We start from the raw sequence: 21739 nt of genomic DNA, 5'->3' as shown, positions 1-21739 counted from the left end.
CGGGTGGCAGTTCCCCTGCCGATCCGCCTCACCATGATGTTACAAGGACAGCAAATGTTACCAAATCCGTTTGACGACAAGCCCTTTCAAATCGGGACCAAAGCCGCAGTCACCTTTGCGTTCCTGATTTCCGCGAATATCGCCGCGTGGATTTGGGCATGGGTCGCGTTTGCAGATCGGCCTGCCCTCATGGGCACTGCGTTTCTTGCCTATATGTTGGGGCTGCGTCACGCCTTCGATCCTGATCACATCGCTGCGATTGACAATGTGGTGAGAAAGCTGATGCAGGAGGGCAAAGCGCCTTATTCCGTCGGTTTTTTCTTTTCGCTCGGACACTCAAGCATCGTCGTCCTCGCTTCCATTGCCATTGCGGCAACGGCCGCCACGCTGCAACTTGAAGAGATCGGCGATATCGGCGGCGTTATCGGCACAACCGTTTCGGCGGTATTCCTTCTGATCATCGGTATTGCCAATCTCGTTGTGCTGAAGGGGGTATGGTCCGTGTTCAAGCGCGTCCGCAGAGGCGAGAAGATCGTCGAAGAAGACCTCGATGCTCTTCTTGCGGGGCGTGGTTTGATCGCCAGGGTCTTTCGACCAGTCTTCCGGGTGGTCTCCCGTTCCTGGCACATGTATCCTATCGGCTTCCTGTTTGGCCTTGGCTTCGACACGGCAACGGAAATCGGACTGCTGGGAATCTCGGCGATGCAGGCCGCCCAAGGCATGTCTTTCTGGACGATCCTTGTTTTTCCTGCGCTGTTCACGGCAGGCATGTCGTTGATGGACACGACGGACAGCGTTCTAATGACCGGGGCCTATGGCTGGGCATTCGTCAATCCGGTCCGCAAGCTCTGGTACAATTTGACGATCACCGCAGCTTCCGTCGTCGTCGCCGTGTTCATCGGCGGTCTTGCAGCCGCCGGGCTCATCATTGAAAAGCTCGGTCTTGATGGCGCCTTTTGGACCTATATCGGTGGAATTAACGACAACCTGGCCGGTGTCGGTTACGCGGTTGTCGGCATTTTCATCTTGAGTTGGATCGTGTCGACGGTCGTATATCGCGCCAAGGGATATGACACTCTTCGCGTGGGATGATTATGCGCCGTCAGCGAGCCTGGCTTCAGAAACGCGCTGCGGCCGTTTCCAGTAGAGCAAACGGTCCTTAGACTTAAAGGGAGTCGCGGCGGTCTCATTCATATTTGGCTGGAGGTTTAACGAGCAATGCTCAACCATCCTATCGCACCTTGGCTGGAAAGCGTTGTGGCCATAGGCTTGGAACTGAGGGTGAAGTGGTTGCGGCCCCGATTTTACGCAATCCTCGCCCTTGATGTTCCACGTCAAACGCCAGTGTGCAGCGGTTTGCCGATTACGGCGGAGGAGTGGGGCAGGGCCCAGCGCTACAAGCATGTAATGGACCGCAATCGCTCTCTGGTAGCGTGGAGTGCGCTGCGGGTTCTCCTCGGTGTGCTTTTTGAAACGCAGCCGGAACTAGTCGAAATTGCCCGGACGGTTCACGGCAAACCGTTGGTTCCGGACGGGCCAAGCATCAGCATTTCTCATTCCGGCGAGCTGGCGGTGATCGCGCTGTCGAGCGCATTGAGCATTGGGGTGGATATTGAAGCAATCAAGGACAGCGCTGTGTTCGCTCCCGCCGTGCTCGATACGTTGACGAAGTCTGAATTGGCCTATTTTTCCGATCGTACGGGGGACGCCGCTTTTCTCCTTCGGGCATGGACCCGGAAAGAGGCAACGGCGAAGGTCCTGGGTGCCGGGCTTTCTTTTGATTTTCGTTCTCTATCGGTTCTTGATGGCTATGGCTGCCGATTCAAGGTTCTTTTTCACCAACCAGATGGACAGGTCTTTGTTAACGGCATCGACCTGGACCTTCGCGATGGCTATATAGCGGCGCTGGCATCCACCCAAACCATTCCTGAAGTGGCAACCTACCTTGTCGCTGCAAATGGCGCATCTGCTGTGGGCTTCGCCAGTTGGCCTGCCGAGTTTGCAACCGAGCGCACCAAGTGCCGTCAAACCCTAAAGATGAGATTTTGTCGACGGACTTTCTGAAGGATCAGTGGCGATCGTAGAAAAGCAGGAGCGAACCTTAATGAAGTTCCACCAGTTGAATCAGATGCAGCAGAAGTCTGCGTTAGACGAGGCTCGTGCTGGCCTCGACGTTTCTCAAGACGAGCTAGTCTGGAGCACATTGTGCCGGGAAGCGCACGCCGCCGTTGACAATGACAAGCGTCTTGGTCGCACGATGAATTCGAATATTCTCGGTCATCAGAGTTTTTCCCGTTCACTTGCTTATCGGATAGCGGTGAAACTCGCAAACGATGATGTTGACGCGGAAGTTTTGTTTCCTTTGACCTGCGGGGTCTTTCAAGAGGATCCAAATATCGTGTCGTCCGCAAGGGTCGATCTGGAGGCGATCCGCGATCGCGACCCGGCCACAACAGACGTGCTCACACCATTCCTGTACTTTAAAGGGTTTCTGGCTTTACAGGGGCACAGGGTCGCGCATTGGCTCTGGAGCCATAGCGACGTTTACTTGGCTCGCCATTTTCAAAGCCGTATATCGGAAGTTTTGGCGATCGACATTCATCCGGCAGCCCGGATGGGCAAGGGAATTATGCTCGATCATGGGAATGGTCTTGTGATCGGCGAAACTGCTGTCGTGGAAGATGATGTTTCAATCCTTCAGGACGTGACATTGGGTGGGACGGGGAAGGAAACTGGAGATCGCCACCCGAAAATTCGCCGTGGCGCCCTTATCGGCGCCGGAGCGAAAATACTCGGAAATATCGAAGTCGGAGTGGGAGCCAAAGTAGGTGCAGGGAGCGTTGTCGTCTCGCCGGTGGCGGCGCACACTTCAGTCGCTGGCGTGCCGGCGCGGTTGGTAGGGAGGCCAAAATCCGATCTACCGGGCATCAGTATGGAGCAGTCAATTACGGGACCCGAATACGTAATCTGACTGAGATGCCTACAACCTCGGTTAGCAGCTGCTGATCCATGCCCGCTCGAACCGCGGGTACCATCATCAATTACAAGGCCAACAATCGCGCTGGCTTGCATGTCGCAACCACCCTTGCCGATCACCTCAGCCTTCTTGGTGATCTGAAGTCATGTCGGCGCGGCCGGCCGGCCAGATCGATAGCAGTACTTGACGGGGTCGCGCAGTTGCAGAGCGCAGTTGACGTGCCGGCGCCTCAGGAAAAGGCGCTGACAAAGGCCAGGCGCCGGATAAGGGAATTGGAGCAGAAAGTCGGGCAACAGCAGCTTGATCTCGATTTTTTCAAAAAGCCTTGCGGCACTTCGAGGAAGATCATCACTCCACTCATCAAGGGCGTATCTGACTATCTCAGATAGGCTTGTCATTCTAGCAGGCTACATGCAGTCGTCGTCGGATGTGCAAAGACGGCATCTCCACCGTTGATGCTGCAGCTCGGCGATTTGGCGGTCACGGAATGGCATGCAGAGTCCGCGACGCGGAGGAAAGTTTGGTTACTATCAAGCTGCCCGATGCAGTGTGAAGTAGCTCACTCCCTTTTTGTTATTCGGCATGATCAGTGCTCCCTGCAATTCTCCGTTTTCGGTGCAGCAGGATTTCAGGTGTCTTCTCTCCAAATCCATTTGGCAGCATTGAGGCGAGACCTTTTGGGAAGAACAAGAGAACGACGACCATCGTCACGGCAACTATCATGAAGCGGCCTTCAGCGAAGTTATCGATATTGGCGAGCCCTTCCGACATGAAAGTCAGCACGAGTGCCGCGAATACCGGACCGTAGATGCTCGATGTGCCTCCGACGAGCACCATGCTCAACACTAGCGACGCGGTCGAGAAGTCGAAGATCTCTGGCGAGGCCACGCGCAGGTAGAGGACGTAGAAGCCGCCGGCCATCCCGGTGAAGAAGGCACTGGCAACAAGCGCCTTCAGGCGCTGCCGCGCGATCGGGATGCCGCGCGAGACACCATAATCCTCACTGTCGCGCAGGGCCTTGATGGAGAGGCCAAAATCGGAGCGCACCAGGCAGCGCAGACAAACGGTCGTGGCGACGAGCAGGCCAAAGGCGACATAATAGTAGCCAAGCTTGTAGTCACGTAGGAAATTGTAGCCAGGCAACCATATTGTCGGCACGCGCACCAGTCCCTGCGTTCCACCCGTTATGGACGACTGGCTGATCACGACTTGCAGCACCAGTTGGCTAAATGCGAAGGTGACGAGGATCACATAGACGCCCTTAAGGCGAACAATCGGCAGGGCGACGATAGCGGCTGCGGCTGATGCGGCAAGCCCACCTATCAGCATCGCCATCCATGGATCAACACCGAGAACCTTCGCTGTTAGCCCTGTCGCATATATACCGACACCGAAGAAGGCGATATGGGCAAAATTGAAGATACCCGCATAGCCGAGAGTGAGATCCCAGCTTGCCGCGACCATCCCGTAGACGAATGCTATAATAAACAGATGCCGCAGATAGGTGTCTTCGACGAAGATTGGCACGAGGAGTCCAGTGATAACCAGGAGAGCGATTAGCCATGTCTTCCCGTTGTGTAGAGCGTCCATCAACGTACCACCTTTCCGAGGAGTCCCTGCGGGCGAAAAAGGAGTACGACGATCAACAAGAGGAAGATCATGGAAGGTGTCCAGTAAATGCCGATGAAGAAGGTGAGCGTTGCTTCGATGATGCCCAGGAGGTAGGCGGCCGCGATTGTTCCTCCTAGCGAACCGAGGCCGCCGAAGATCACTATGATCAATGCCTTGACCAGTGGTTCAGAGCCGAACTCCGGGGTCAGCAGACGGACCGAGCCAAGCAGTACCCCTGTTAGCCCCGCAAGGAGGGCCGACAGAGCGAACGTAATGATGAAAAGACGAGAGACGTCAATCCCGATGAGCCGAGCCGCGTCCGCGTTCTGCCCTACCGCCTTTATGCCGCGTCCAATCCGGGAACGACTAAGGAAGAGCCATAGTGCGGCAAGTACGATTGGAGCGAGCACTATCATCAGCGTTTCCTGGGCCGAGATTGTCGTGCGCCAGAGCTGCACCGTGCCAGGCACAATCGGAGCGAGCTGCTTCAGCCTCGCGCCCCAGATGAGTTGGATCCCGTTCTGCAAGAAGATCATCGCGGCAAGCGTCGTCATTACGGTGATCAGCAGAATATCACGATGATCATAGAACGGCCGAACGACCACCCGTTCGATCAAGATGCCGGCGCCGATCAAGGCCGCTACGGTAACAGCGACGCCCGCGGCGAGCCCGAGGCCAAGCCCACCCCCGCTAGAGATGGTCCAGGCGACATACGCGCCGAGCGTCATCAGCACCCCGTGAGCAAAGTTGAATATACCAAGTGTCGTCCACACAAGGGACAGTCCGCTCGCCATCAATGCATAGCCCGAACCGAGCACGATGCCACTGACGAGAATGGCGCTAAGCATGTCAACCATGATCATGCGCCCCCGATCCAAAATACATGTCCATAATCTCCTGGTGATCGACTTCTGCGCTGCGGTTAATTTCTCTGCTGATCTCTCCGTGGTCGACAAGGTACATGCGGTCGACCAGTGAGAGGATGAAGGCGATGTCCTGTTCGACGAGAAGCAGGGGGATGCCGCGCGACGATATCTCCGCGATCGCCTCCGCCAACTCATCCTTGAGCTTGGGCGAAAGTCCCAGCGTCGGCTCATCTAGCATGAGCATGCGCGGCGCGCACATGAGCCCGACGCCGATCGACAGCATCTGCCTCTCGCCACCCGACAGCGTCTTGCACTGCTGTCGACGGCGCTCGGCAAGCCGGGGGAAAAGCTCGAGCACATAGTCAAGGTTGGCCTTCATCTCTGCCCGCGCCCGCGGCGTGAAGGCGGACAGTTCCAGCGTCTCCATGATCTGCATGTCTGGAAAGAGCCGGTTTGCCTGCGGTACGTGGACGAGTCCGCGCGCCACGATCTTCTGCGGCGCGAGCCCGTCGATTGCCTCGCCCATGAAGCACACGCGTCCAGCCCGCGGTTTAATCACATGCGAGATGGTGTTGAGAAGCGTGGTCTTGCCGTGACCGTTGGGCCCAAACAGACCTACTCGCTCGTTCGCGCCGACATACAGATTCATTCCGTGCAGCACATCTGATGCATCATAGCCGGCCCGCAGGTCTACGATTTGGAGGGCGTTCTGGTTGTTGCTCAAAGACCTGCCTCCCGCTTCCCGAGATAGGCTGCGACAACCACTGGGTTACGCACCACCTCTTCCGGCTTGCCTGAAGCGATGACGGCGCCATGGTTAAGGACCATCAGGTGTTCGGACACCTTCAGGAGAAGCGGCAGGACATGTTCGATGAGGACAATCGTGATGCCACGACCGTGCACGGTGTATATGAGATCGGCAAGATCGGATGTCTCAGGCCTTGTGAGGCCGGCAGCAGGCTCGTCGAGGAGAAGCACCTTCGGCCGCGCGGCGATCGCAGAAGCGATCATCAACTGTTTGCGTTCGAAGACCGAGAGGTCAGATGCGGCTTTGGTCCGGCGTTCAGCCGCCAGTGACACATCGTCGAGCGCCTGCTGGGCTGCTACCCGTGCCTCATTTGACCCCATCTGCCCGCAATAGACGGCGCTTGCATAGACATTCTCGAGGGCGCTGAGCGTGGCGAACTCTGCGTCCTTCTGGAAAGTGCGAAGGACCCCTGCACGGCTGATCTGGTGGGGCCGCAACTTGTGGATCGGCTGACCCGCAAGAAACACCTCGCCCGCGCTGGGCGGAAATGGAATGCCGGTTATGATGTTAAAAAGCGTGCTCTTGCCGCTGCCGTTCGGGCCGGCGATGCCGAAGATTTCGCCCTTTTGGATCGAGAACGAAACTCTGTCGACGGCAACCAGTGCACCGAAGCGTCGACTGACCTGGCGGACCTCGAGCAGCGGCTGGTTATCATTCGTTTCTAGCATTGTATGTTGTTCTCAGCTCGCGTTGAAAAAGTCGGCCACACCGGGATTCCGCGTGGCCCAATGGTGTGATGCTACTGCTTCATCCAGGGCGGCATGCGGAATTCGCCTTCGGCATATTCGTGCGGATAAAACAGGACGCGCTTGCCGTCCCATATCTGGAAGAACTGGATCGGAATGGCGTTATCGCCCTGCACGGCAAGATGCGTGTTCGGGTCAAAGGAGAGCATGCCGCTGGCAATCTGCATGTGGGACTCGCCGATCACCTTGCTGATTTCGAGCCGCTTGGTCGGATCGCCGACTTTCTTCAGCGCGTTCGCATAGAACATGACTTCCTCATAGAGCAATGCTCCGTAGGTTCCCGGCTCGTTACCGTAGTTGTCGTTATATTTCTTCATGACCTCAGCAGCCCGAGGATTCTTCGGCGTGTTCAAGGTGCCGCCGAGGAGATTATAGACGATTCCCGTCGCCTGCTTGCCCGTTAGGTTAAGGAATTCCGGCACTGACGGTGCATACTGGATGAAGACGAGGCTATCCGTCGGCTGTTCGAGGAACTGCGTCAAGAACTTGGCCGCATTACCCGGCTGATAGTCGGTGTTGATGATTACGGCCGGATTGTCCTGACGGACTTTGGCCAGGAATGTACGCCAGTCGTTGATTTCGCCGAACGGCAGAAGGTCGGCGGAGGTCACGCTCCAGCCGGCGTCCTCGAAGCTCTTCTTCAGGCCTTCCATAATCGACTTCGAATAGGGATTGTCCGATGAGATCAAGGCGGCCCTCCTGTTGGTAAGCTTGAGCTTGCCACTCGTCTCCAGCCCCTGCAGCACAGGCACCATCGCCGTATTGTAGGCATCGTAGGATGGCGTCAGCGACCAGACGGTCGGGAACTTGTCCGGATGTGCGGCAATGATGTCGCGGGTCTGCGCCGAATTCGCCGCAATCAGATAGGGCATGTCCTGCTCGGCAATCATCTCGATCTCGAAATTGCTTCCGCTGGCATAGCCGGTGAACATGGCATTGAGGTCGCGGTCGCCGGCGAGGCGCTCGAAGGCGCTGGTAACGGCGTCGGCCGACTGGTTCTGAGTGTCGCCGACGACGACTTCGAGCTGGTAGCCGGCCACGCCGCCGGCCGCGTTGATCTCATCGACGGCGAGCTTGGCACCGTTGACCATTTCATTGCCGTCGGCCGCCGAGCCGCCGGTCAACGGTGCGAGCACGCCGATCTTTGCGATCTTATCTTGGGAGTTGGCAGGCGTAGCAGCGACAAGAGCAGCAAGAGCCAGACTTGTGCAAAGTTTTGAAAGACTCATGACAATGTTCCCCGTTTTACAGTGGTAGGTATGCTGTCTGACGCGGCGGTAATCACGCTGACATTAAGTTCGCTGTTTTCACACAAAAGTGGCCTTCTCTGCTTCTACCCGGGGAGTGCATCTCCCCGTTGGTTCAAACTGCATAGAATGCGGGCGGCCGAATGTCCTTCCAGGGCTGCGCCTCTTCGATTTGAGCCGAGAGGTTCAGCAGCGTTGCCTCGTCGCCCACTGGAGCCACGAACTGGATGCCGACAGGGATGTCGTTGGCATTGCGGTGAAGCGGCAGGGTGATCGCCGGCTGGCCCGTGATATTGAAGGGCGCAGTAAAAACGATGTCACGCATCAGCCGCTCATTATAGACCTGGATATCAGGCTCCGACATGTCGTACCAGCCCGCTGGTCGCGGCGGCACCGGCTGCACGGGCGCAAGAAATACATCGTAGGGCCTGAGGCTTTCAACCAGGTCGCGCGACATCTTACGCATGATTTCGATATCTGTGGCGTGCTGAACACCCGAAACTGTTTTGCCAAGTTCGATGATGCCCCACGTCGCCGGTTCTACATCATCCGGCGTTACCCGGCCGAACCTTTCGGCGCAGCCCTGGAAAAAGGACGATGACAGGACTGCCGTGATGCGACCGAAAGTGCTCTTGAACACCTCGACGTCATAGCGGAAATCATGCTCGATGACTTCGTGGCCGAGTTGCCGGCACAGGTCGGACGCTTTCTCAACCGCAGCCTTTACGTCGAAATTGAGCGGTTCGCCGTCAGGTTCGCTGTGGGCTACGCCGATGCGCAGGCGCTTCGGTCTCTGTCCCACTGCGGACAGATAGGACGCCTGCGGCTTGGGCAGGGCGTATGGGTCGCCCGGATGCGCCCCGGCAACGACGTCGAGATAGGAAGCCGTGTCACGGACACTGCGCGAAACGCACAGGAATGCCACGGCACCATACCAGTAATCGACAACACCAGGGCCGAACGTTACCCTGCCTCGTGACGGCTTGAGCCCGACGATGCCATTATTGGCAGCGGGTATCCGGATGGAGCCTCCCCCGTCGCTTGCATCGGCGAGCGGTACCATCCCAGAGGCTACCGCGACTGCAGACCCGCCACTTGAGCCGCCGGCGACCACTCCTGCGTTCCAAGGGTTAACCGTGGACCCGAAGAGCACGGGCTCGGTCGCGGCGCACCAGCCGTTTTCAGGAACGTTGGTCTTGCCGACTGGGATGAGCCCGGCATTCCGCATTCGTGCTGAGATCTCCCAGTCGGTGCTGGCTACATAATTTTTAAAGTAGCGGCTGCCATTTGTGACCGGAAAGCCCTTCCACTCCACGGACAGGTCTTTCAGGAGGATAGGCACTCCCGCGAGCGGGCCATCCGGAAGCGGACGCGTCGCCACCTCGCGGGCATAATCATAAAGCCTGTGCACGACGGCATTGAGCCGAGGGTTCAGCGCCTCGATGCGCCGAATGGCCTCGTCTACGAGATCGAGGGCGGAGACTTCCCGCTGACGAACCAACTTCGCCAGGCCCGTGGCATCGTTAGAGGTGAATAGTTCTCGGACCATGTCTACGTTTCCTTTTATGCCAGCATCGGGGTTGACCAGTTGAAAATTATTGTCTCGGCACATCCAGGCTCTCCGACAGCAGCCCGCAAGCTAACAAATTGCATTTCTGCCTGGTCACTCCAATGCTTGTAAAGCATCCAACAGTCTGCGGATGGTGTCCACTAGTAACCCTGCTAGTCAGTGCCGCTCCGTGCGTTCTTGAGGTGTATCCCCGTCGAGGGTTTGTCGCACATGGGTCAAACGACAAACCTGACCAAACCAGGAATTGCCCCTTAGGATCAAGGGCTACGGCAGCCCGCCTCATCTCGTGGGCTCACGTGTCGGTCCTGACGATTGTTCGTTGAGCCAGGAGCAGTCACTACTTTTCACGCTTGGGCCAGCCCCTCGCGATGACATATTCATCGTGACGAGAAAGTGGATGGTGAACCGAGCTGGCTATCCAGCTTGGAGTTCTCCTAACAATTACATGCAATCGTCGATGCTGGGTGAAACAGCGCCGGTTTTTTCGCGACATCTTGGTGGACGGCGAACGGACTATCGGTGAACGGCTGCACACGACGGGGACGCGATATCCCATCATTGATCCAGAGAAGCTAATTTGTTCCGTGTTCGACTACGCGAAGCACGACCGCATCCCATACGATGATTTTGCAAAGCGAGGGATGTCCGGGGAGGAGACGCAGATGAACGCGTTGCGAAGTTTACGTGATGGGCGGATGAGCCCGCTGCAAGTCAATGCGACGTTCGGCCTTGTGAAATCGATACAGCAGGGTCGCTACTGGGCAGCTGATCAGTGCGAACAGATCCTTGAAACCGCTAAGGGATCAAGCAGCTCATGCCAGCCTAGTTAGGTTTAAAGGAGACCTTTGCGAAACGCTTCATTAGCGGCTTGAACCTTTGAAACAGCCTCAAGTTTCCGCATCGCGCGCTGAAGGTGATAGTCGACTGTGGCCTTACTCAGTGACAGGATACGAGAGATCTCCCATGAGGTCTTTCCGTGGAGCGTCCAGCGCAAGCACTTTCGTTGCGTGTCTGTCAACATCAGCTCCGCTTCTGGCCGCCGCGGCCGGTACTGGTTAACGGCAGACGCATGGACCATCGGCGCAATCATCCAAAGAAGGTTCCGATTGCGCTTCGCCAGTTGGATCGAAGAGTTCAAGCCCTCACCCGAAATCATCGATAAGACGGTCAACTCTCCACCGGGGCCATGGGTAGGAACACTGATGCCATGAGCGATACCGATTTCTCGGCTTTCATTCATCAACTGTCTTCGATCGGGGTTCAGGTTCCTGATGTCCTCATCGCGGCCCCAGAAAAATGGTTCAGTGCTACGCTGCGCATAAAAGGCGACTGGGTCGATCAATATGTATTGCTTCTCACGATAGTAGCTTCTCCATTGCTCCGGGTAGTTGCTTTCTACGACTTTCTCATCTGATGTTTGATCACAGGCCCCTACGTCGCCAATCAGCAGCGAAAAGAATTCGAAGCCAATTCGACGGCATAATTGTCCTAAACACGGTATCAAATCGCTCCCATCACGGACCAGATCGACACAATGAGTGAATGTCTCTGCGTCCGGAAACATGAAGGGTTGACCAGCTAAGCTGGCACGATATGCCTCAAAAGATTCGCCACCTTTTGCCATGATGAACTCCCATTTTCTTAGTTCCCTTGCTGTCCACACTTGTCGGCGTCGACTTTTTGTTTGATATAAAATCTATCCCCTAAGGGTGACAAGTCCAGCAAAATCGGCAGCAGAACGATTCACCGGGTGCCTCGATATCGGCGGTTCAGGAAGAATCCTAGCATTGTTCCTAGTGGACAGAATTGTCTCCAGTTCCGATTATTCCACTCAACATGAAGTGGCGAGGACAGCGAAATGATCCAGGGATACGGCGACTACGATGGCGTGGGCTTGGCACAACTGATTGCGAAACGGGAAGTGTCTCCCCTCGAGCTTATGGAGACGGCGATCGTCCATACTACTGCCATGGACAAGGAGCTTAATTTTCTTGCGGTCGAATGCTTCGATCTGGGCCGCAAGGCAGCGGCCCAAGCTCTTCCAACCGGCCCGCTTGCCGGTGTTCCTTATCTTTTGAAAGACACCTTCACATCGTGGGCTGGGACGATCACCACAAACGGGTGCAATCTATACCGCAACTTTGTATCGCCGAGCGATACCGAGACGGTGCGCAAGGCCAAGGTCGCCGGCCTCTTGATGTTCGCCAAATCGACAACGCCTGAATTCGGCTGGGCTCTGGCGACTGAAACCCTGCTGCACGGGGATACACTCAATCCTTGGGATAAAACCAAGACACCGGGTGGCTCGACGGGGGGAGGAGCCGCCGCTGTGGCGGCAGGGGGGGTCCCGTTCGCCAACGCAAGCGACGGTGGTGGGTCAATCCGTATTCCGGCGGCATATTGCGGCCTAGTAGGCCACAAACCCTCGCGCGGACGTATAACCTGGGGGCCAGACGTTGCAGAAGTGTGTTCTGGCGTGGCAACGGAAGGTGTGGTTTCGCGAACTGTGCGAGACCAGGCAGCCTACCTCGACATTATGCACGGTCAGTTGCCGGGCGACCGCGATCTACCGCCACCCGTCGACGAAACCTTCCAGCGGTCTTTGAACAGTCCACTCAGAAAGTTGCGGATCGGTTTTACGACCGAGAGCTTTAGTCACGTTGCTACTTATGAAGCAGGTATTAGCGGCGTTCAGCGGGCCGCAAAACTATGTACGGAAATGGGCCATCTTGTCGAAGAAGCATCCTTGGGGGGCTTTGACTACATTAAGGCCTATTCGCATATCAGGGGCATCTTCGGAATGGGGCATTACGCCACCTTGTGTCGGGCAGCCGTTCTGAAGGGGTGCGAGCCAAGCGGTGACGATTTCACACGGTTCATGTTCGAGTCGGCTCGCGACAGCGCGCGAATGACGGGGTTCGAATATGCTCAGCACGTCGAGGGCATTAGGCAAGGAGCGCGACAGATGGAGTTGGCTTGCCTTCCATTCGATATCGTTTTGACGCCTATGTCTATCATCGCTCCCCCAGCGATTGGGCACAACCACATGCACCACACGGAACTCAACCAGTATCACGACACGCTGCGGGATTACGGAATGGTTTTTTCGGTTCCATTTAATGTCGGCGGGCAGCCCGCCTGCTCTATTCCGATCGGAATTGACCAAAACGGACTGCCGGTCGGCCTGCAGATCGTGGGGAAATGGGGCGATGACGTAACGGTCCTGCAGCTTGCCGCGGAATTCGAACGAGCTGCACCGTGGAGTCACCTACGTCCACCTACATGGATCAAAGAGCCCGATTATTCGCCAAGGTAGTCGGGTAGAGATGAGGGGCGCGGCGAAACCACCCTCGGACCCGAGCCACCGGACCATGCGAGAGTCTGGGCCAATTGGCAACGTATGGATGGATTGTCTGGAGGAGTAAACTATTGAGTCAGGAAGGCAGAAAACTCGGAGTTGTCGAGCGTGATGGCATTGTCACAATCACTTGTAGCGATGTCGCTGGCAAGGTCCGGCGGAAGGCGTTTCCCGCTGATCAGCTAAGCTACACCGAGGCATATTAACATGGAGGTGACGGTGATATCAGAGACGTTACTCGGCCGCGATGATCCGCATCCTGTAGGTATTCGCAACGGCGAACTTGTGTCGGAATTTATCATCACCTGCGAGCACGCGGGCAATGCCGTGCCTAAGTCCCTGAACGGACTTGGCTTGGGTTCGGCAGAACTCAACAGGCACATAGCTGTCGATATAGGAATTCTCGCTGTCTCCGAGCGGGTTTCCGATCTTATTCGCGCGCCGCTCGTTTACCAACGATATTCCCGGCTGGTCGCCGAATGTAACAGAGTACTAACTGACACAGAACTGTTCGCCGTCGTCTCAGACGGTACAGTTATCCCCGGCAACGAGGATATCAGCGAAGTAGATGGGCGACGCCGCATCGAAGAAATCATAATGCCGTACCAAAACGAGATCACGTGCCGCCTGGACGAACAGCAGATGAGCGACCATCAGACGTTATTCGTGTCGATGCATAGCTTTACACCATCGCTTCGCTCGCGGCCGAGCGAGCGACCTTGGCATGTGGGGCTGTGCATAGGTGTCGACGACCGATTTACTAACCACGTGGCCGCTGCGTTGCGAGTGGATGGCGATATAGTGGTTGGGTTCAACGAGCCATATACTGTCGACATGGCCCGCGAGTATACCATCCCCGTTCATGCCGAAGGGCGCTCTCTCCCCTACGTACAATTTGAGATCCGCCAAGACCTTATCGCCGACGAATCTGGGCAGAAGGAATGGGCGATCCGAGTCGCAAACGCCATGGATTGCGCCAGAGCAACATTTCTCAGCCAGATGTCCCAGCGCGCTTCGACTTGATGGCCGCAGTCCAGTTCGCCACCAAATATGAGGAACAATCCATGCCCAACTCTAGCCTAAAAGACACAACGCCTCTAGACCGAAACAGGCCAGTTGAGCCCAGGAAGACTGCTCTGCTGTCGATAGATATGCAAAACGCAGAATGGAGCGATGATCTTCTCGCCAGATCACGAGTCGTCGGCTCGGCTGAGTCCAAGAAAAATGCCTTTCTGGAAAGGCTCGACAGCATCGTTATGCCCAACCAAAAGCGTCTGCAAGATGCTGCCAGAGCTATCGGAATTGAAGTGATCTTCACGACGATCGAAGCGTACACCCAGAATGGTCGTGACATCAGCCTTGACCACAAAATTTCGGGCCTCTTCTTTCCGAAAGGGTCTTGGGACGCGAAAGTAATAGATGCAGTCGGTCCAGTCGGGGACGAAATCGTCATCCCTAAAACTGCGTCTGGGATCTTCAATTCCACAAACATCGAATACGTCTTGCGGAATCTGGGCATCGAATATCTGGTTATCTACGGCGTCAGCACGGATCAATGTGTTGAGACGGCCGTACGTGATGCTGCGGACAAGGGCTTCTTAGTAACGCAAATCGAGGATTGCTGCGCGGCCGAGGAGGAGCATCGCCATATCCGCTCAATTGAGGCGATGGATGGGCATTACTGCCGAATGCTATCGACGGATGCAATGGTTGAAGAATTTGCCCAGATCACAGCACCGCATGTTTGAGAAAACTACCCGAAGGGAGCCACATATGAGCACAACTCTGAGCGCTGGTGTTGACACGGGCACGGCAATGTTTGTGAACTCGGATCTGTCGTCCGTTCTGCGCGGTCGATCGTTTCCAGTAGGCCGCCTTCCCAACTTGGTTCAGGCCGGTCTGCCTTGGGTGCCCATAAATTTGCTGATTTCACCATTGAACACTATTCCCGGCGACAACCCGTTTGGTCCAGTCGGCGAGACCCGTCTCATCGCTGATTTAAATGCGCATGTCACGTTGCCGTCTGTAGGCAATCGGTCCGCAATGCTCCTCCATTTATCAGACATTCATGATACAGATGGCTCACCATGGGCAGTATGTCCACGCGCCCAGTTAAAACGAGCTATCGCAGACCTTGAGCGTGAATTTGGCCTTAGGCTATTGGTTGGCTTTGAGCATGAGTTCTATATATACGGCTCTGATAATGTGCCAGGTCCTGCTTTTTCCGTAAGCAGCAACCGAAATGGTGCAGCGTTGGCGGATGCCGTCTGCAATGCATTGGCTACCGGCGGCATTACATTAGAGCAATTTTCAGCTGAGTACGGAGAGCACCAGTTCGAGATCGCAAGCCCTCCAGCTGACACGCTGACAGCGGCCGATCAAGCAGTGCTATCTCGTGAGGTAATCCGTGATGTTACTCAGACCCAAGGTTTCCGGGCGACTTTCATTCCAAAGCCACAACCGAACCAAGCTGGAAGCGGTGTTCACATTCATTTCAGTCTCTGGCGGTCGAGTAAGCAACCCGCGACTGCGTTCAAAGGTAAGCTTACAACCGAAGCTGGATCGTTTTGCGCCGGGATTCTTAATAATTTGGCTTCGTTAATTGGCTTTACTACGCCGTCGGTCAATTCGTTTGCTCGTCATAAACCCTCAAGTTGGGTTGGGGTCTACTCTTGCATCGGCGAACGAAATCGCGAAGCAGCCATACGTTTTTGCCCACGAAGCTCTGACGAAGATGGCTGGCATCAAAACGCTACGCTAGAGTTTCGTGTCGCAGATGCAACTGCAAATCCCTACCTAGCCTTGGCGGCACTAATCCGCGCCGGTCTTGATGGATTGCGTGATTCTCTCGAAGAACCGACGAACGTTGATCGAGACCCTGCAGCGATGAGCGAAGCAGAGCGGCTCGCGGTTGGGGCTCACCGTCTTCCAACGTCAATATCGGAGGTGCTTGAAGGAATTGACCGAGCTGGCGCCGCTGAAAGGTGGTTTGGCAATCTATTTTGGAGCGCATACCGCTGCACGCGACTAAATGATGTCGCAGATGCCGAAAAAGCTGGCGACTCGTATACAGAACGGCTCTCTTGGGCGATCTAGGAAGCGTTGAGGGCGACTTGGAGCGACCGCTTGATCACGCAACGATGCTATCTTAAACGTAAGAATGATAACTTCGCGGACGTCCTCGCCACGTTGCGCCATGAGCCCGAACTCCCACAGGATGGGTGGGCGCAGGCTGCATCCGCCACAGTAGGCGGGTATTGATCCTTACAAGGATCGCTGCGAGGTCATTGCCTCCGGCTCGCGCGTTGCTTGCTGCACAAAGCCATTCGACGGACGCCTGAGACCAAGGTTCTCTCGCAGGGTCATGCCTTCATATTCATACCGGAAAGGCCACGCTTGCGAAGGATCGGGACGACCTGGTCCCAAAATCAGTCAACCCGGTGGGCAGGATTGCCGGCATGACGTTGAAGGCGTCGGCAGCGCCATTCTCGAACCACTCCTGCATCGCGTCGGCGATCTGTTCCAGTGAGGCCTCGTCCAAGAAATATCTCAGGCAACTGTCGCGGCTACAGGATGCCTTGGGCGAAGCCAATGACATCAAAACCTCGCGAACATTGCTGTCGGATATCCGGGAAAGTGTGCCCAGTCCCGATGTGCATCGCGCCATCGGCGCGGTAACCGGCTGGCAAGGCCATCGCGAGCTTGCGGGCGCAGACCGGTTGAACAACCGGTGGCGCAAGTTCAAGCGCACGGCACCATTCTGGCCCTGCTGAGGCGGCTCGCCTGGAATGCAATTTCCTATTCGGCATCACGCAGAGGTCGCGGTTCGCCATAGCGCCTGTAGAGCCGGCAGCCGGTACCGACGGCGGTTTCATATAGGCTGTCGCCTGGCTTGATCTGTGCCCAAGTGGAATGCGAAGGACCAACCCGCAGGCGAGGCTGAATGGTGAGGCCAACAATTGCGGAGAGTTCCGCCGCATAGGCTTCAAGCGCTCGCCGATCCATTCCGGTGAAGCATGTCGCGAGATACAGATAGTTCTCCAGTGCCTCCTGCCCGACACTGTCCTTGTTGCTGATCGCCGGATTGTCGACCGGCCCGAGCAACAGCTCCGAAGCGCATTGAATGACGGTGTCGTCCCACGTCGTATCCTGCAGGAAGATCTCGTGTTCCTGAGTGGCAAATCCATGCGTGCGATGGTGTGTTGGCAAGCATTTTACGAAGGGGCGGGCAACCTCGGCATCGTCGAAAATCTGGTGAACAAGCGCCTTGCCTTGTGAAAAGGACATCGTCCTGCGGATCGGTTTGATGTGCGCAAGCCACGCAATGTGACGGACCTGCGCCGGTACCGCTGCCTTGCTGAATTTGGTCATCTCGGCCACCTTGACTATCCATGCCAGTGCTTTGACGGCAGTGCACTTTATCAGAAGCGACTTTTGACCATGAAATAAGGGCATAATTTTATGTAAATTTGACGCAAGCAATAAATAAAATGGCTAGATCAACGCGGCTTTGCTTACGCAATTGTCACATTCTGCCCTGCGTTCCAGGCGCGACACCTCATCCGTCCATCACCCGACCATGGAGACGAGCTGTGAGTGACAAGATATTTCACGTGCTGTTCCTGCCGAAGTGCAATTCGGCCAAAAGCAGGAGCGTCAGCTCGTTTCCGGGGTCGTCGTCAGCCGCATCAACGCTGGCGCTAAAGGCCCCGAAAGTGCGGATGGCCGATGCGGTTAAGTACTACTTCGGCCATGGTGTGAGACGGATATTTTTGTCGAATACACCAGGACGATCAAAGAGGGGCACTGCAAGGTTTTTTCACCGGACAACGGTAACTTGAACGAAATGTGAACGAGCGGGTTTCGCTATTGTTTCCTGCAACCATCCTTAAACTAGCGATTCCAGCGTCACGATACGAAAGCGACCTGATTGTCCCTTTTTTGAAACAGCGGCAAACACAGAATTTGTCCGAAAACCTTGCTATTCGTCGGCAAATCGGACATGGTCCGAATTCAACGGGAAAACGGACACGTCATGCCTCATGACCGCCATCGGCTATGCAAGAGTCTCCGCCGGCGACCAGGAAACTGCCCTGCAGCTCGACGCATTGCGCAAAGCAGGGTGTGATAGGGTATTCGAAGACAGAGCATCGGGCGTGAAGGGTGATCGGCCTGGTCTTGGCGAAGCCATTCGATATGTCCGGGAGGGCGACACACTCACCGTCTGGAAGCTGGACCGCCTCGGCCGCTCGATGAAGCATCTGATCGACATCATCACCGAATTGGAGGCTAAAGGCGTCGGCTTCCGATCCATCACTGAAAATATCGATACGACGACATCTGGCGGGCGCTTGGTATTCCATTTTTTCGGCGCTCTGGCTCAATTCGAGCGCGATCTGATCAGGGAAAGAACCCGCGCTGGCCTGCAAGCCGCTGGGGAAAGAGGCAGGCGCGGCGGGCGGCGGGCTGTCGTGACGCCTGAGAAGCTGGAAGAGGCTCGCCAGTTGCTCGCAACCGGTCTCAACGTGCGCGAAGCTGCCGCGCGCGTCAAGATAGGGAAAACTGCGCTCTATGAAGCGCTCAAGGCAGAAAAGTCAGTCGCATCCACCGTTAAACCAGTATGAGTTCTGCCGCGCGCGAGCGAGAAGAGAGAAGAATGTCACTCAGTCACAATCGTCATAAGAAGCTCATCGAGATGGTCCAAACGCACGGCGAAGTTCGGATCCGCGATCTGATGTCGCATTTCAATGTATCCGAAGAGACTGCCCGACGGGATATCAAGCAACTAGAGCAAGATGGGTTGGTCGTGCGCGTACATGGCGGTGCAGTCGCCACACAGCAACCGAAGCTCCTGGCCATCTCGTCGCGTGCCGTTTCTCAGCTGGCAGAAAAGAACGCCATCGCCGAAATCGCGCTCGGCCTTTTGAAGCCGGGGCAGAATCTTTTCTTTGGTGGGGGGAGCACGGTGCTGGCGCTGGCGCGTCGGATATCCCTGTTGCCGGAAATGCGTATCGTCACCAATATGGTCGACACCGCCATCGCAGCCTCCGAAGGCGGCCGGCACCACGTCGTCCTGCTGGGCGGTGATTTCAACGGCGATTATCGCGTCGTGACCGGATTTGCGGCCCTGCGCACGCTTCGCGAACAGCAGATCGATATCGCTTTCATCGGGGTCAATGCGGTGCACCCGACGCTCGGCGTTTTTGACCATGAGCAGGGTGGGCAGGAACTCGCAGCGACGCTTGCAGAACAGGCACGGAGGATCACTGTGCTCGCCGACCATAGCAAGTTCGATCGGTCGGCGCGCTACCGAACCCTGCCTCATTCTGCCATCGCCACAATCATCACCGATCAGAAACCGGCACCGGACATACTGACCGCCATCGAAGGCGCTGGCGCCGAAGTCCTATACCCGCCGCAAAATCCGTCATAACCAGCATTCTATTGAGGCCCATATCCATCACTATCCGTCACACTCCCGCGTAAAACTGTCATGTAGCTGCTCTATATCTCGGATTGGAAGCGGATTGTCTGTTCATCCGCCAGAGAGAGGGTTTCTGACATGCAAGCATCACGTCGCACATTTCTTGGCATGACGGCCCTGGCCGCCAGCACGATGGCATTGCCGCGGTCCATCATGGCCGCAGCCGGCCAGCGGCCAAGCCTCAACATCGCAGTCCAGGACCTGCGCACCATTCTGGAACCGGTAGACAGTTCCTCCAACGCCAATGTTTCCTGGCGAGTGCAGTACAGTATTTATGATCAAATTCTGCGGACCGACTATAATGATAACTATCACCTGCACTTCGCGCTCGCGAAGTCGCTGAAACAGATTGATACGAAGACCTATGAGATTGGCCTGCGCGACAATGTGAAGTTCCATGACGGTTCTACAATGACGGCTGACGACGTCGTGTTCTCGCTTGGCCTGGAGCGGTTGCGGGGCGAGAAGGCGCCTGGCGCAGCAGTGTTTGGAAACTTTCTTGCCTCGCTTGCCGATGTGCAGAAGATCGATGATCGAACCGTCCGTCTGGTTACCAGAACGGAGGATCCGGTCTTGATCGACCGTCTCGGCGCCTGGGGCGCCCAGATCATCAGCGCCAAGGCATGGAAGGCCGCGAGGAATTACAACGCGTGGGCAGCGCGGCCGATCGGCACCGGTCCTTACAAAATCGGCGAAGTGCGAACAGGCGATGAGATAACGCTGATCGCACGACGAATATTGGGGCGGCCAGCCGCCGTTCGCCTCCATTCGTTTCAAGCGGCTGCCCGAGATCGCCGCGCGCATCGCCGGGCTTAAGGCGGGAGACTACGATATCGTCACAGATATTACCCCGGATCACATTGCGGAGATCGACGGCGTCAACGGCCTTTCAGTTACTGGTGGCGAAACCACATGGTTCCGCTTTCTCACCTTTGCTCCGCTCAGGACTCCCGTCCTGAAGGATGCCAATCTCCGACGTGCCCTTGCCTCCGCCATCGATCGGGATGCGCTCGCAGACGGCCTCTGGAACGGCCGCGCAAAGGCGCTCAACGGCTTTCAGCTGCCGATCTTCGGCGAGATCAACGATCCCGAGCGCAAGGGCGTGTCCTATGATCCGGCCCTGGTCAAGAAGCTCCTGGCCAAGTCGTCCTACAGGGGCGAGGAAATTCCCTATCCGACCGTCGGGACGTACTACCCGATGCAGCTTGCCGACAACCAGGCTCTGGTCGAAATGTGGAAGGCCGCGGGCATCAACGTCAAGCTGATCATGTGCGAGAACTGGGATCAGGTTGGCAACATCGGCGGCATCAATGATATGTCCGGGGGCGGCCTCTACGCCGATCCCGTCTCCATGCTCTGGCAGATCATCGGGCCCACCAACGACCTGCAGGCCTCGGGCGGCTGGACCAATGCCGAGTTCAATGCGCTCGGCAATCAGCTTGAGACGACGACGGATCCCGCCAAGCGCAAGGCCGCATTCAAGCGCATGCAGGACATTGTCGAGATCGAAGATCCCTGCGTCACGCCACTGCACTCCATGCCGTTCATTTATGGGCAAAAGGAGGACATCTCCTGGAAGCCCAATCCGTTGCCGCAGATGTGGCTGGGCCCGCAGTTGCCGTCCGAGCCTGTGGCTTGAACCCGATGCTGGACGCATTCAACACGAACAGCGCGGATGCCGCGCTGTTCGCCCGTTCAGACGTCGCCAGCCGCTTCTGAATGCGCCGAAACATCCATAGACGCGCGAGCCCATGGGCGCGATCCCTCCGTCAGACGGCCCGCTGTCCGGTTCACCGCCATACCGGGCGCCCCGTCGGCATCGCGCTATCCCTGCCGCAAAATCCGTCATAACCCAGCATCGGAACCCTTTTCGGAGGAAGAAATGCCAGGCAGTCTTGTTTAGTTAACACCATTTAACCGCTACCCACGCTTGTTTCCATCATAATCCGTCATAGTCCCACATAAAACTGTCATATAACTGCTCTATATCCCGGGTTGGAAGCGGATTGCCTGTTCGTCCGCCAGAGAGAGAGGGTTTTTGACATGGAAACATCACGTCGCACATTTCTCAG

General features: G+C 56.4%; 21 protein-coding genes and 1 pseudogene. 13 read left to right on the top strand and 9 right to left on the bottom strand.

Going from position 1 to position 21739, the window contains the following annotated elements; translation table 11 throughout:
• The first annotated feature begins 54 nt into the window (after positions 1 to 54).
• The 4 genes from CU103_RS20315 (at position 55) to CU103_RS20300 (ending at position 3366) form a co-directional block, all read left to right on the top strand.
• Positions 55 to 1092, top strand: coding sequence for a HoxN/HupN/NixA family nickel/cobalt transporter (locus CU103_RS20315; protein WP_106665852.1), 1038 nt, complete (start codon positions 55 to 57; stop codon positions 1090 to 1092).
• A gap of 126 nt (positions 1093 to 1218) precedes the next feature.
• Positions 1219 to 2064, top strand: coding sequence for a 4'-phosphopantetheinyl transferase family protein (locus CU103_RS20310; protein WP_106665851.1), 846 nt, complete (start codon positions 1219 to 1221; stop codon positions 2062 to 2064).
• Positions 2065 to 2104: 40 nt separating this feature from the next.
• Positions 2105 to 2971, top strand: a complete 867-nt coding sequence (gene cysE / locus CU103_RS20305) for a serine O-acetyltransferase (RefSeq protein ID WP_245448905.1) — start codon at positions 2105 to 2107, stop codon at positions 2969 to 2971.
• Between the two features lie 38 nt (positions 2972 to 3009).
• On the top strand, positions 3010 to 3366 hold the full coding sequence (locus tag CU103_RS20300) for a hypothetical protein (protein WP_106665850.1): 357 nt from the start codon (positions 3010 to 3012) through the stop codon (positions 3364 to 3366).
• Positions 3367 to 3550: 184 nt separating this feature from the next.
• Here the strand turns inward: CU103_RS20300 and CU103_RS20295 are convergent, their stop codons facing one another.
• From CU103_RS20295 to CU103_RS20260, 7 genes are all read right to left on the bottom strand, one after another.
• Complete coding sequence (locus CU103_RS20295; protein ID WP_106665849.1) at positions 3551 to 4567, bottom strand: branched-chain amino acid ABC transporter permease; 1017 nt, start codon at positions 4565 to 4567, stop codon at positions 3551 to 3553.
• Positions 4567 to 5445, bottom strand: coding sequence for a branched-chain amino acid ABC transporter permease (locus CU103_RS20290; protein ID WP_170117081.1), 879 nt, complete (start codon positions 5443 to 5445; stop codon positions 4567 to 4569). Before CU103_RS20290 ends, CU103_RS20295 begins: the two co-directional genes overlap by 1 nt.
• On the bottom strand, positions 5438 to 6178 hold the full coding sequence (locus CU103_RS20285; RefSeq protein WP_245448904.1) for an ABC transporter ATP-binding protein: 741 nt from the start codon (positions 6176 to 6178) through the stop codon (positions 5438 to 5440). The genes CU103_RS20290 and CU103_RS20285 overlap by 8 nt, the downstream gene beginning before the upstream one ends.
• Positions 6175 to 6930, bottom strand: a complete 756-nt coding sequence (locus CU103_RS20280) for an ABC transporter ATP-binding protein (RefSeq protein WP_106665847.1) — start codon at positions 6928 to 6930, stop codon at positions 6175 to 6177. Before CU103_RS20280 ends, CU103_RS20285 begins: the two co-directional genes overlap by 4 nt.
• Positions 6931 to 7001: 71 nt before the next feature.
• On the bottom strand, positions 7002 to 8237 hold the full coding sequence (locus tag CU103_RS20275) for an ABC transporter substrate-binding protein (RefSeq protein ID WP_106665846.1): 1236 nt from the start codon (positions 8235 to 8237) through the stop codon (positions 7002 to 7004).
• A gap of 133 nt (positions 8238 to 8370) precedes the next feature.
• The gene (locus CU103_RS20270; protein ID WP_106665845.1) at positions 8371 to 9804 is read right to left on the bottom strand and encodes an amidase; all 1434 of its coding nucleotides are present in this window, start codon (positions 9802 to 9804) and stop codon (positions 8371 to 8373) included.
• 853 nt (positions 9805 to 10657) lie between these two features.
• Entirely contained in the window at positions 10658 to 11449 is a 792-nt protein-coding gene (locus tag CU103_RS20260; RefSeq protein ID WP_106665843.1) for a LuxR family transcriptional regulator, read from the bottom strand.
• A 234-nt stretch (positions 11450 to 11683) separates the two neighbouring features.
• On the opposite strand from CU103_RS20260, the gene CU103_RS20255 reads away from it, so the two are divergent.
• From CU103_RS20255 to CU103_RS20240, 4 genes are all read left to right on the top strand, one after another.
• Positions 11684 to 13141 carry an amidase gene (locus CU103_RS20255; RefSeq protein WP_106665842.1) on the top strand — a complete coding sequence of 486 codons (1458 nt, stop codon included), beginning with the start codon at positions 11684 to 11686 and terminating at the stop codon, positions 13139 to 13141.
• Positions 13142 to 13402: 261 nt separating this feature from the next.
• Positions 13403 to 14206 carry an N-formylglutamate amidohydrolase gene (locus CU103_RS20250; RefSeq protein WP_245448903.1) on the top strand — a complete coding sequence of 268 codons (804 nt, stop codon included), beginning with the start codon at positions 13403 to 13405 and terminating at the stop codon, positions 14204 to 14206.
• A complete protein-coding gene (locus CU103_RS20245) occupies positions 14125 to 14931 on the top strand; it encodes a cysteine hydrolase family protein (RefSeq protein WP_245448902.1) in 807 nt (268 codons plus the stop codon). The genes CU103_RS20250 and CU103_RS20245 overlap by 82 nt, the downstream gene beginning before the upstream one ends.
• Positions 14932 to 14956: 25 nt before the next feature.
• Positions 14957 to 16279, top strand: a complete 1323-nt coding sequence (locus tag CU103_RS20240; protein ID WP_170117080.1) for a glutamate-cysteine ligase family protein — start codon at positions 14957 to 14959, stop codon at positions 16277 to 16279.
• Between the two features lie 168 nt (positions 16280 to 16447).
• On the opposite strand, the pseudogene CU103_RS32130 reads toward CU103_RS20240, so the two are convergent.
• A pseudogene (locus CU103_RS32130) lies at positions 16448 to 16706 on the bottom strand (nitrilotriacetate monooxygenase); the annotation flags it as partial.
• On the opposite strand from CU103_RS32130, the gene CU103_RS31490 reads away from it, so the two are divergent.
• Positions 16642 to 16956, top strand: a complete 315-nt coding sequence (locus tag CU103_RS31490) for a CHAD domain-containing protein (protein ID WP_170117079.1) — start codon at positions 16642 to 16644, stop codon at positions 16954 to 16956. The pseudogene CU103_RS32130 and the gene CU103_RS31490 sit on opposite strands and share 65 nt — an antisense overlap.
• A 25-nt stretch (positions 16957 to 16981) precedes the next feature.
• Here CU103_RS31490 and CU103_RS20225 read toward each other — a convergent pair whose 3' ends face one another.
• Positions 16982 to 17554: a hypothetical protein gene (locus tag CU103_RS20225; RefSeq protein WP_146147821.1), complete on the bottom strand. Its 573-nt coding sequence runs from the start codon at positions 17552 to 17554 to the stop codon at positions 16982 to 16984.
• A gap of 671 nt (positions 17555 to 18225) precedes the next feature.
• Here CU103_RS20225 and CU103_RS20220 point away from each other — a divergent pair.
• From CU103_RS20220 to CU103_RS32540, 4 genes are all read left to right on the top strand, one after another.
• Positions 18226 to 18807: a recombinase family protein gene (locus tag CU103_RS20220; RefSeq protein ID WP_106665837.1), complete on the top strand. Its 582-nt coding sequence runs from the start codon at positions 18226 to 18228 to the stop codon at positions 18805 to 18807.
• A gap of 32 nt (positions 18808 to 18839) precedes the next feature.
• On the top strand, positions 18840 to 19616 hold the full coding sequence (locus tag CU103_RS20215) for a DeoR/GlpR family DNA-binding transcription regulator (RefSeq protein WP_106665836.1): 777 nt from the start codon (positions 18840 to 18842) through the stop codon (positions 19614 to 19616).
• 129 nt (positions 19617 to 19745) lie between these two features.
• A complete protein-coding gene (locus tag CU103_RS32545; RefSeq protein ID WP_280954615.1) occupies positions 19746 to 20483 on the top strand; it encodes an ABC transporter substrate-binding protein in 738 nt (245 codons plus the stop codon).
• Entirely contained in the window at positions 20434 to 21306 is an 873-nt protein-coding gene (locus CU103_RS32540; protein ID WP_342588905.1) for an ABC transporter substrate-binding protein, read from the top strand. The genes CU103_RS32545 and CU103_RS32540 overlap by 50 nt, the downstream gene beginning before the upstream one ends.
• Positions 21307 to 21739 lie beyond the last annotated feature (433 nt).

Origin of the sequence: Phyllobacterium sophorae (assembly GCF_003010965.1) — a bacterium.
Taxonomy (GTDB): Bacteria; Pseudomonadota; Alphaproteobacteria; order Rhizobiales; family Rhizobiaceae; genus Phyllobacterium; species Phyllobacterium sophorae.
Note: the sequence above shows the minus strand (reverse complement) of the source record. Positions and strands in the feature narration are given on the sequence as shown.

Coding starts and splice junctions, on each gene's coding strand:
- CU103_RS20315 (WP_106665852.1), top strand. CDS start 55: ATGTTACCAAATCCGTTTGACGACAAGCCCTTTCAAATCGGGACCAAA.
- CU103_RS20310 (WP_106665851.1), top strand. CDS start 1,219: ATGCTCAACCATCCTATCGCACCTTGGCTGGAAAGCGTTGTGGCCATA.
- cysE (WP_245448905.1), top strand. CDS start 2,105: ATGAAGTTCCACCAGTTGAATCAGATGCAGCAGAAGTCTGCGTTAGAC.
- CU103_RS20300 (WP_106665850.1), top strand. CDS start 3,010: ATGCCCGCTCGAACCGCGGGTACCATCATCAATTACAAGGCCAACAAT.
- CU103_RS20295 (WP_106665849.1), bottom strand. CDS start 4,567: ATGGACGCTCTACACAACGGGAAGACATGGCTAATCGCTCTCCTGGTT.
- CU103_RS20290 (WP_170117081.1), bottom strand. CDS start 5,445: ATGGTTGACATGCTTAGCGCCATTCTCGTCAGTGGCATCGTGCTCGGT.
- CU103_RS20280 (WP_106665847.1), bottom strand. CDS start 6,930: ATGCTAGAAACGAATGATAACCAGCCGCTGCTCGAGGTCCGCCAGGTC.
- CU103_RS20275 (WP_106665846.1), bottom strand. CDS start 8,237: ATGAGTCTTTCAAAACTTTGCACAAGTCTGGCTCTTGCTGCTCTTGTC.
- CU103_RS20270 (WP_106665845.1), bottom strand. CDS start 9,804: ATGGTCCGAGAACTATTCACCTCTAACGATGCCACGGGCCTGGCGAAG.
- CU103_RS20260 (WP_106665843.1), bottom strand. CDS start 11,449: ATGGCAAAAGGTGGCGAATCTTTTGAGGCATATCGTGCCAGCTTAGCT.
- CU103_RS20255 (WP_106665842.1), top strand. CDS start 11,684: ATGATCCAGGGATACGGCGACTACGATGGCGTGGGCTTGGCACAACTG.
- CU103_RS20245 (WP_245448902.1), top strand. CDS start 14,125: ATGGGCGATCCGAGTCGCAAACGCCATGGATTGCGCCAGAGCAACATT.
- CU103_RS20240 (WP_170117080.1), top strand. CDS start 14,957: ATGAGCACAACTCTGAGCGCTGGTGTTGACACGGGCACGGCAATGTTT.
- CU103_RS31490 (WP_170117079.1), top strand. CDS start 16,642: ATGACGTTGAAGGCGTCGGCAGCGCCATTCTCGAACCACTCCTGCATC.
- CU103_RS20225 (WP_146147821.1), bottom strand. CDS start 17,554: ATGACCAAATTCAGCAAGGCAGCGGTACCGGCGCAGGTCCGTCACATT.
- CU103_RS20220 (WP_106665837.1), top strand. CDS start 18,226: ATGACCGCCATCGGCTATGCAAGAGTCTCCGCCGGCGACCAGGAAACT.
- CU103_RS20215 (WP_106665836.1), top strand. CDS start 18,840: ATGTCACTCAGTCACAATCGTCATAAGAAGCTCATCGAGATGGTCCAA.
- CU103_RS32545 (WP_280954615.1), top strand. CDS start 19,746: ATGCAAGCATCACGTCGCACATTTCTTGGCATGACGGCCCTGGCCGCC.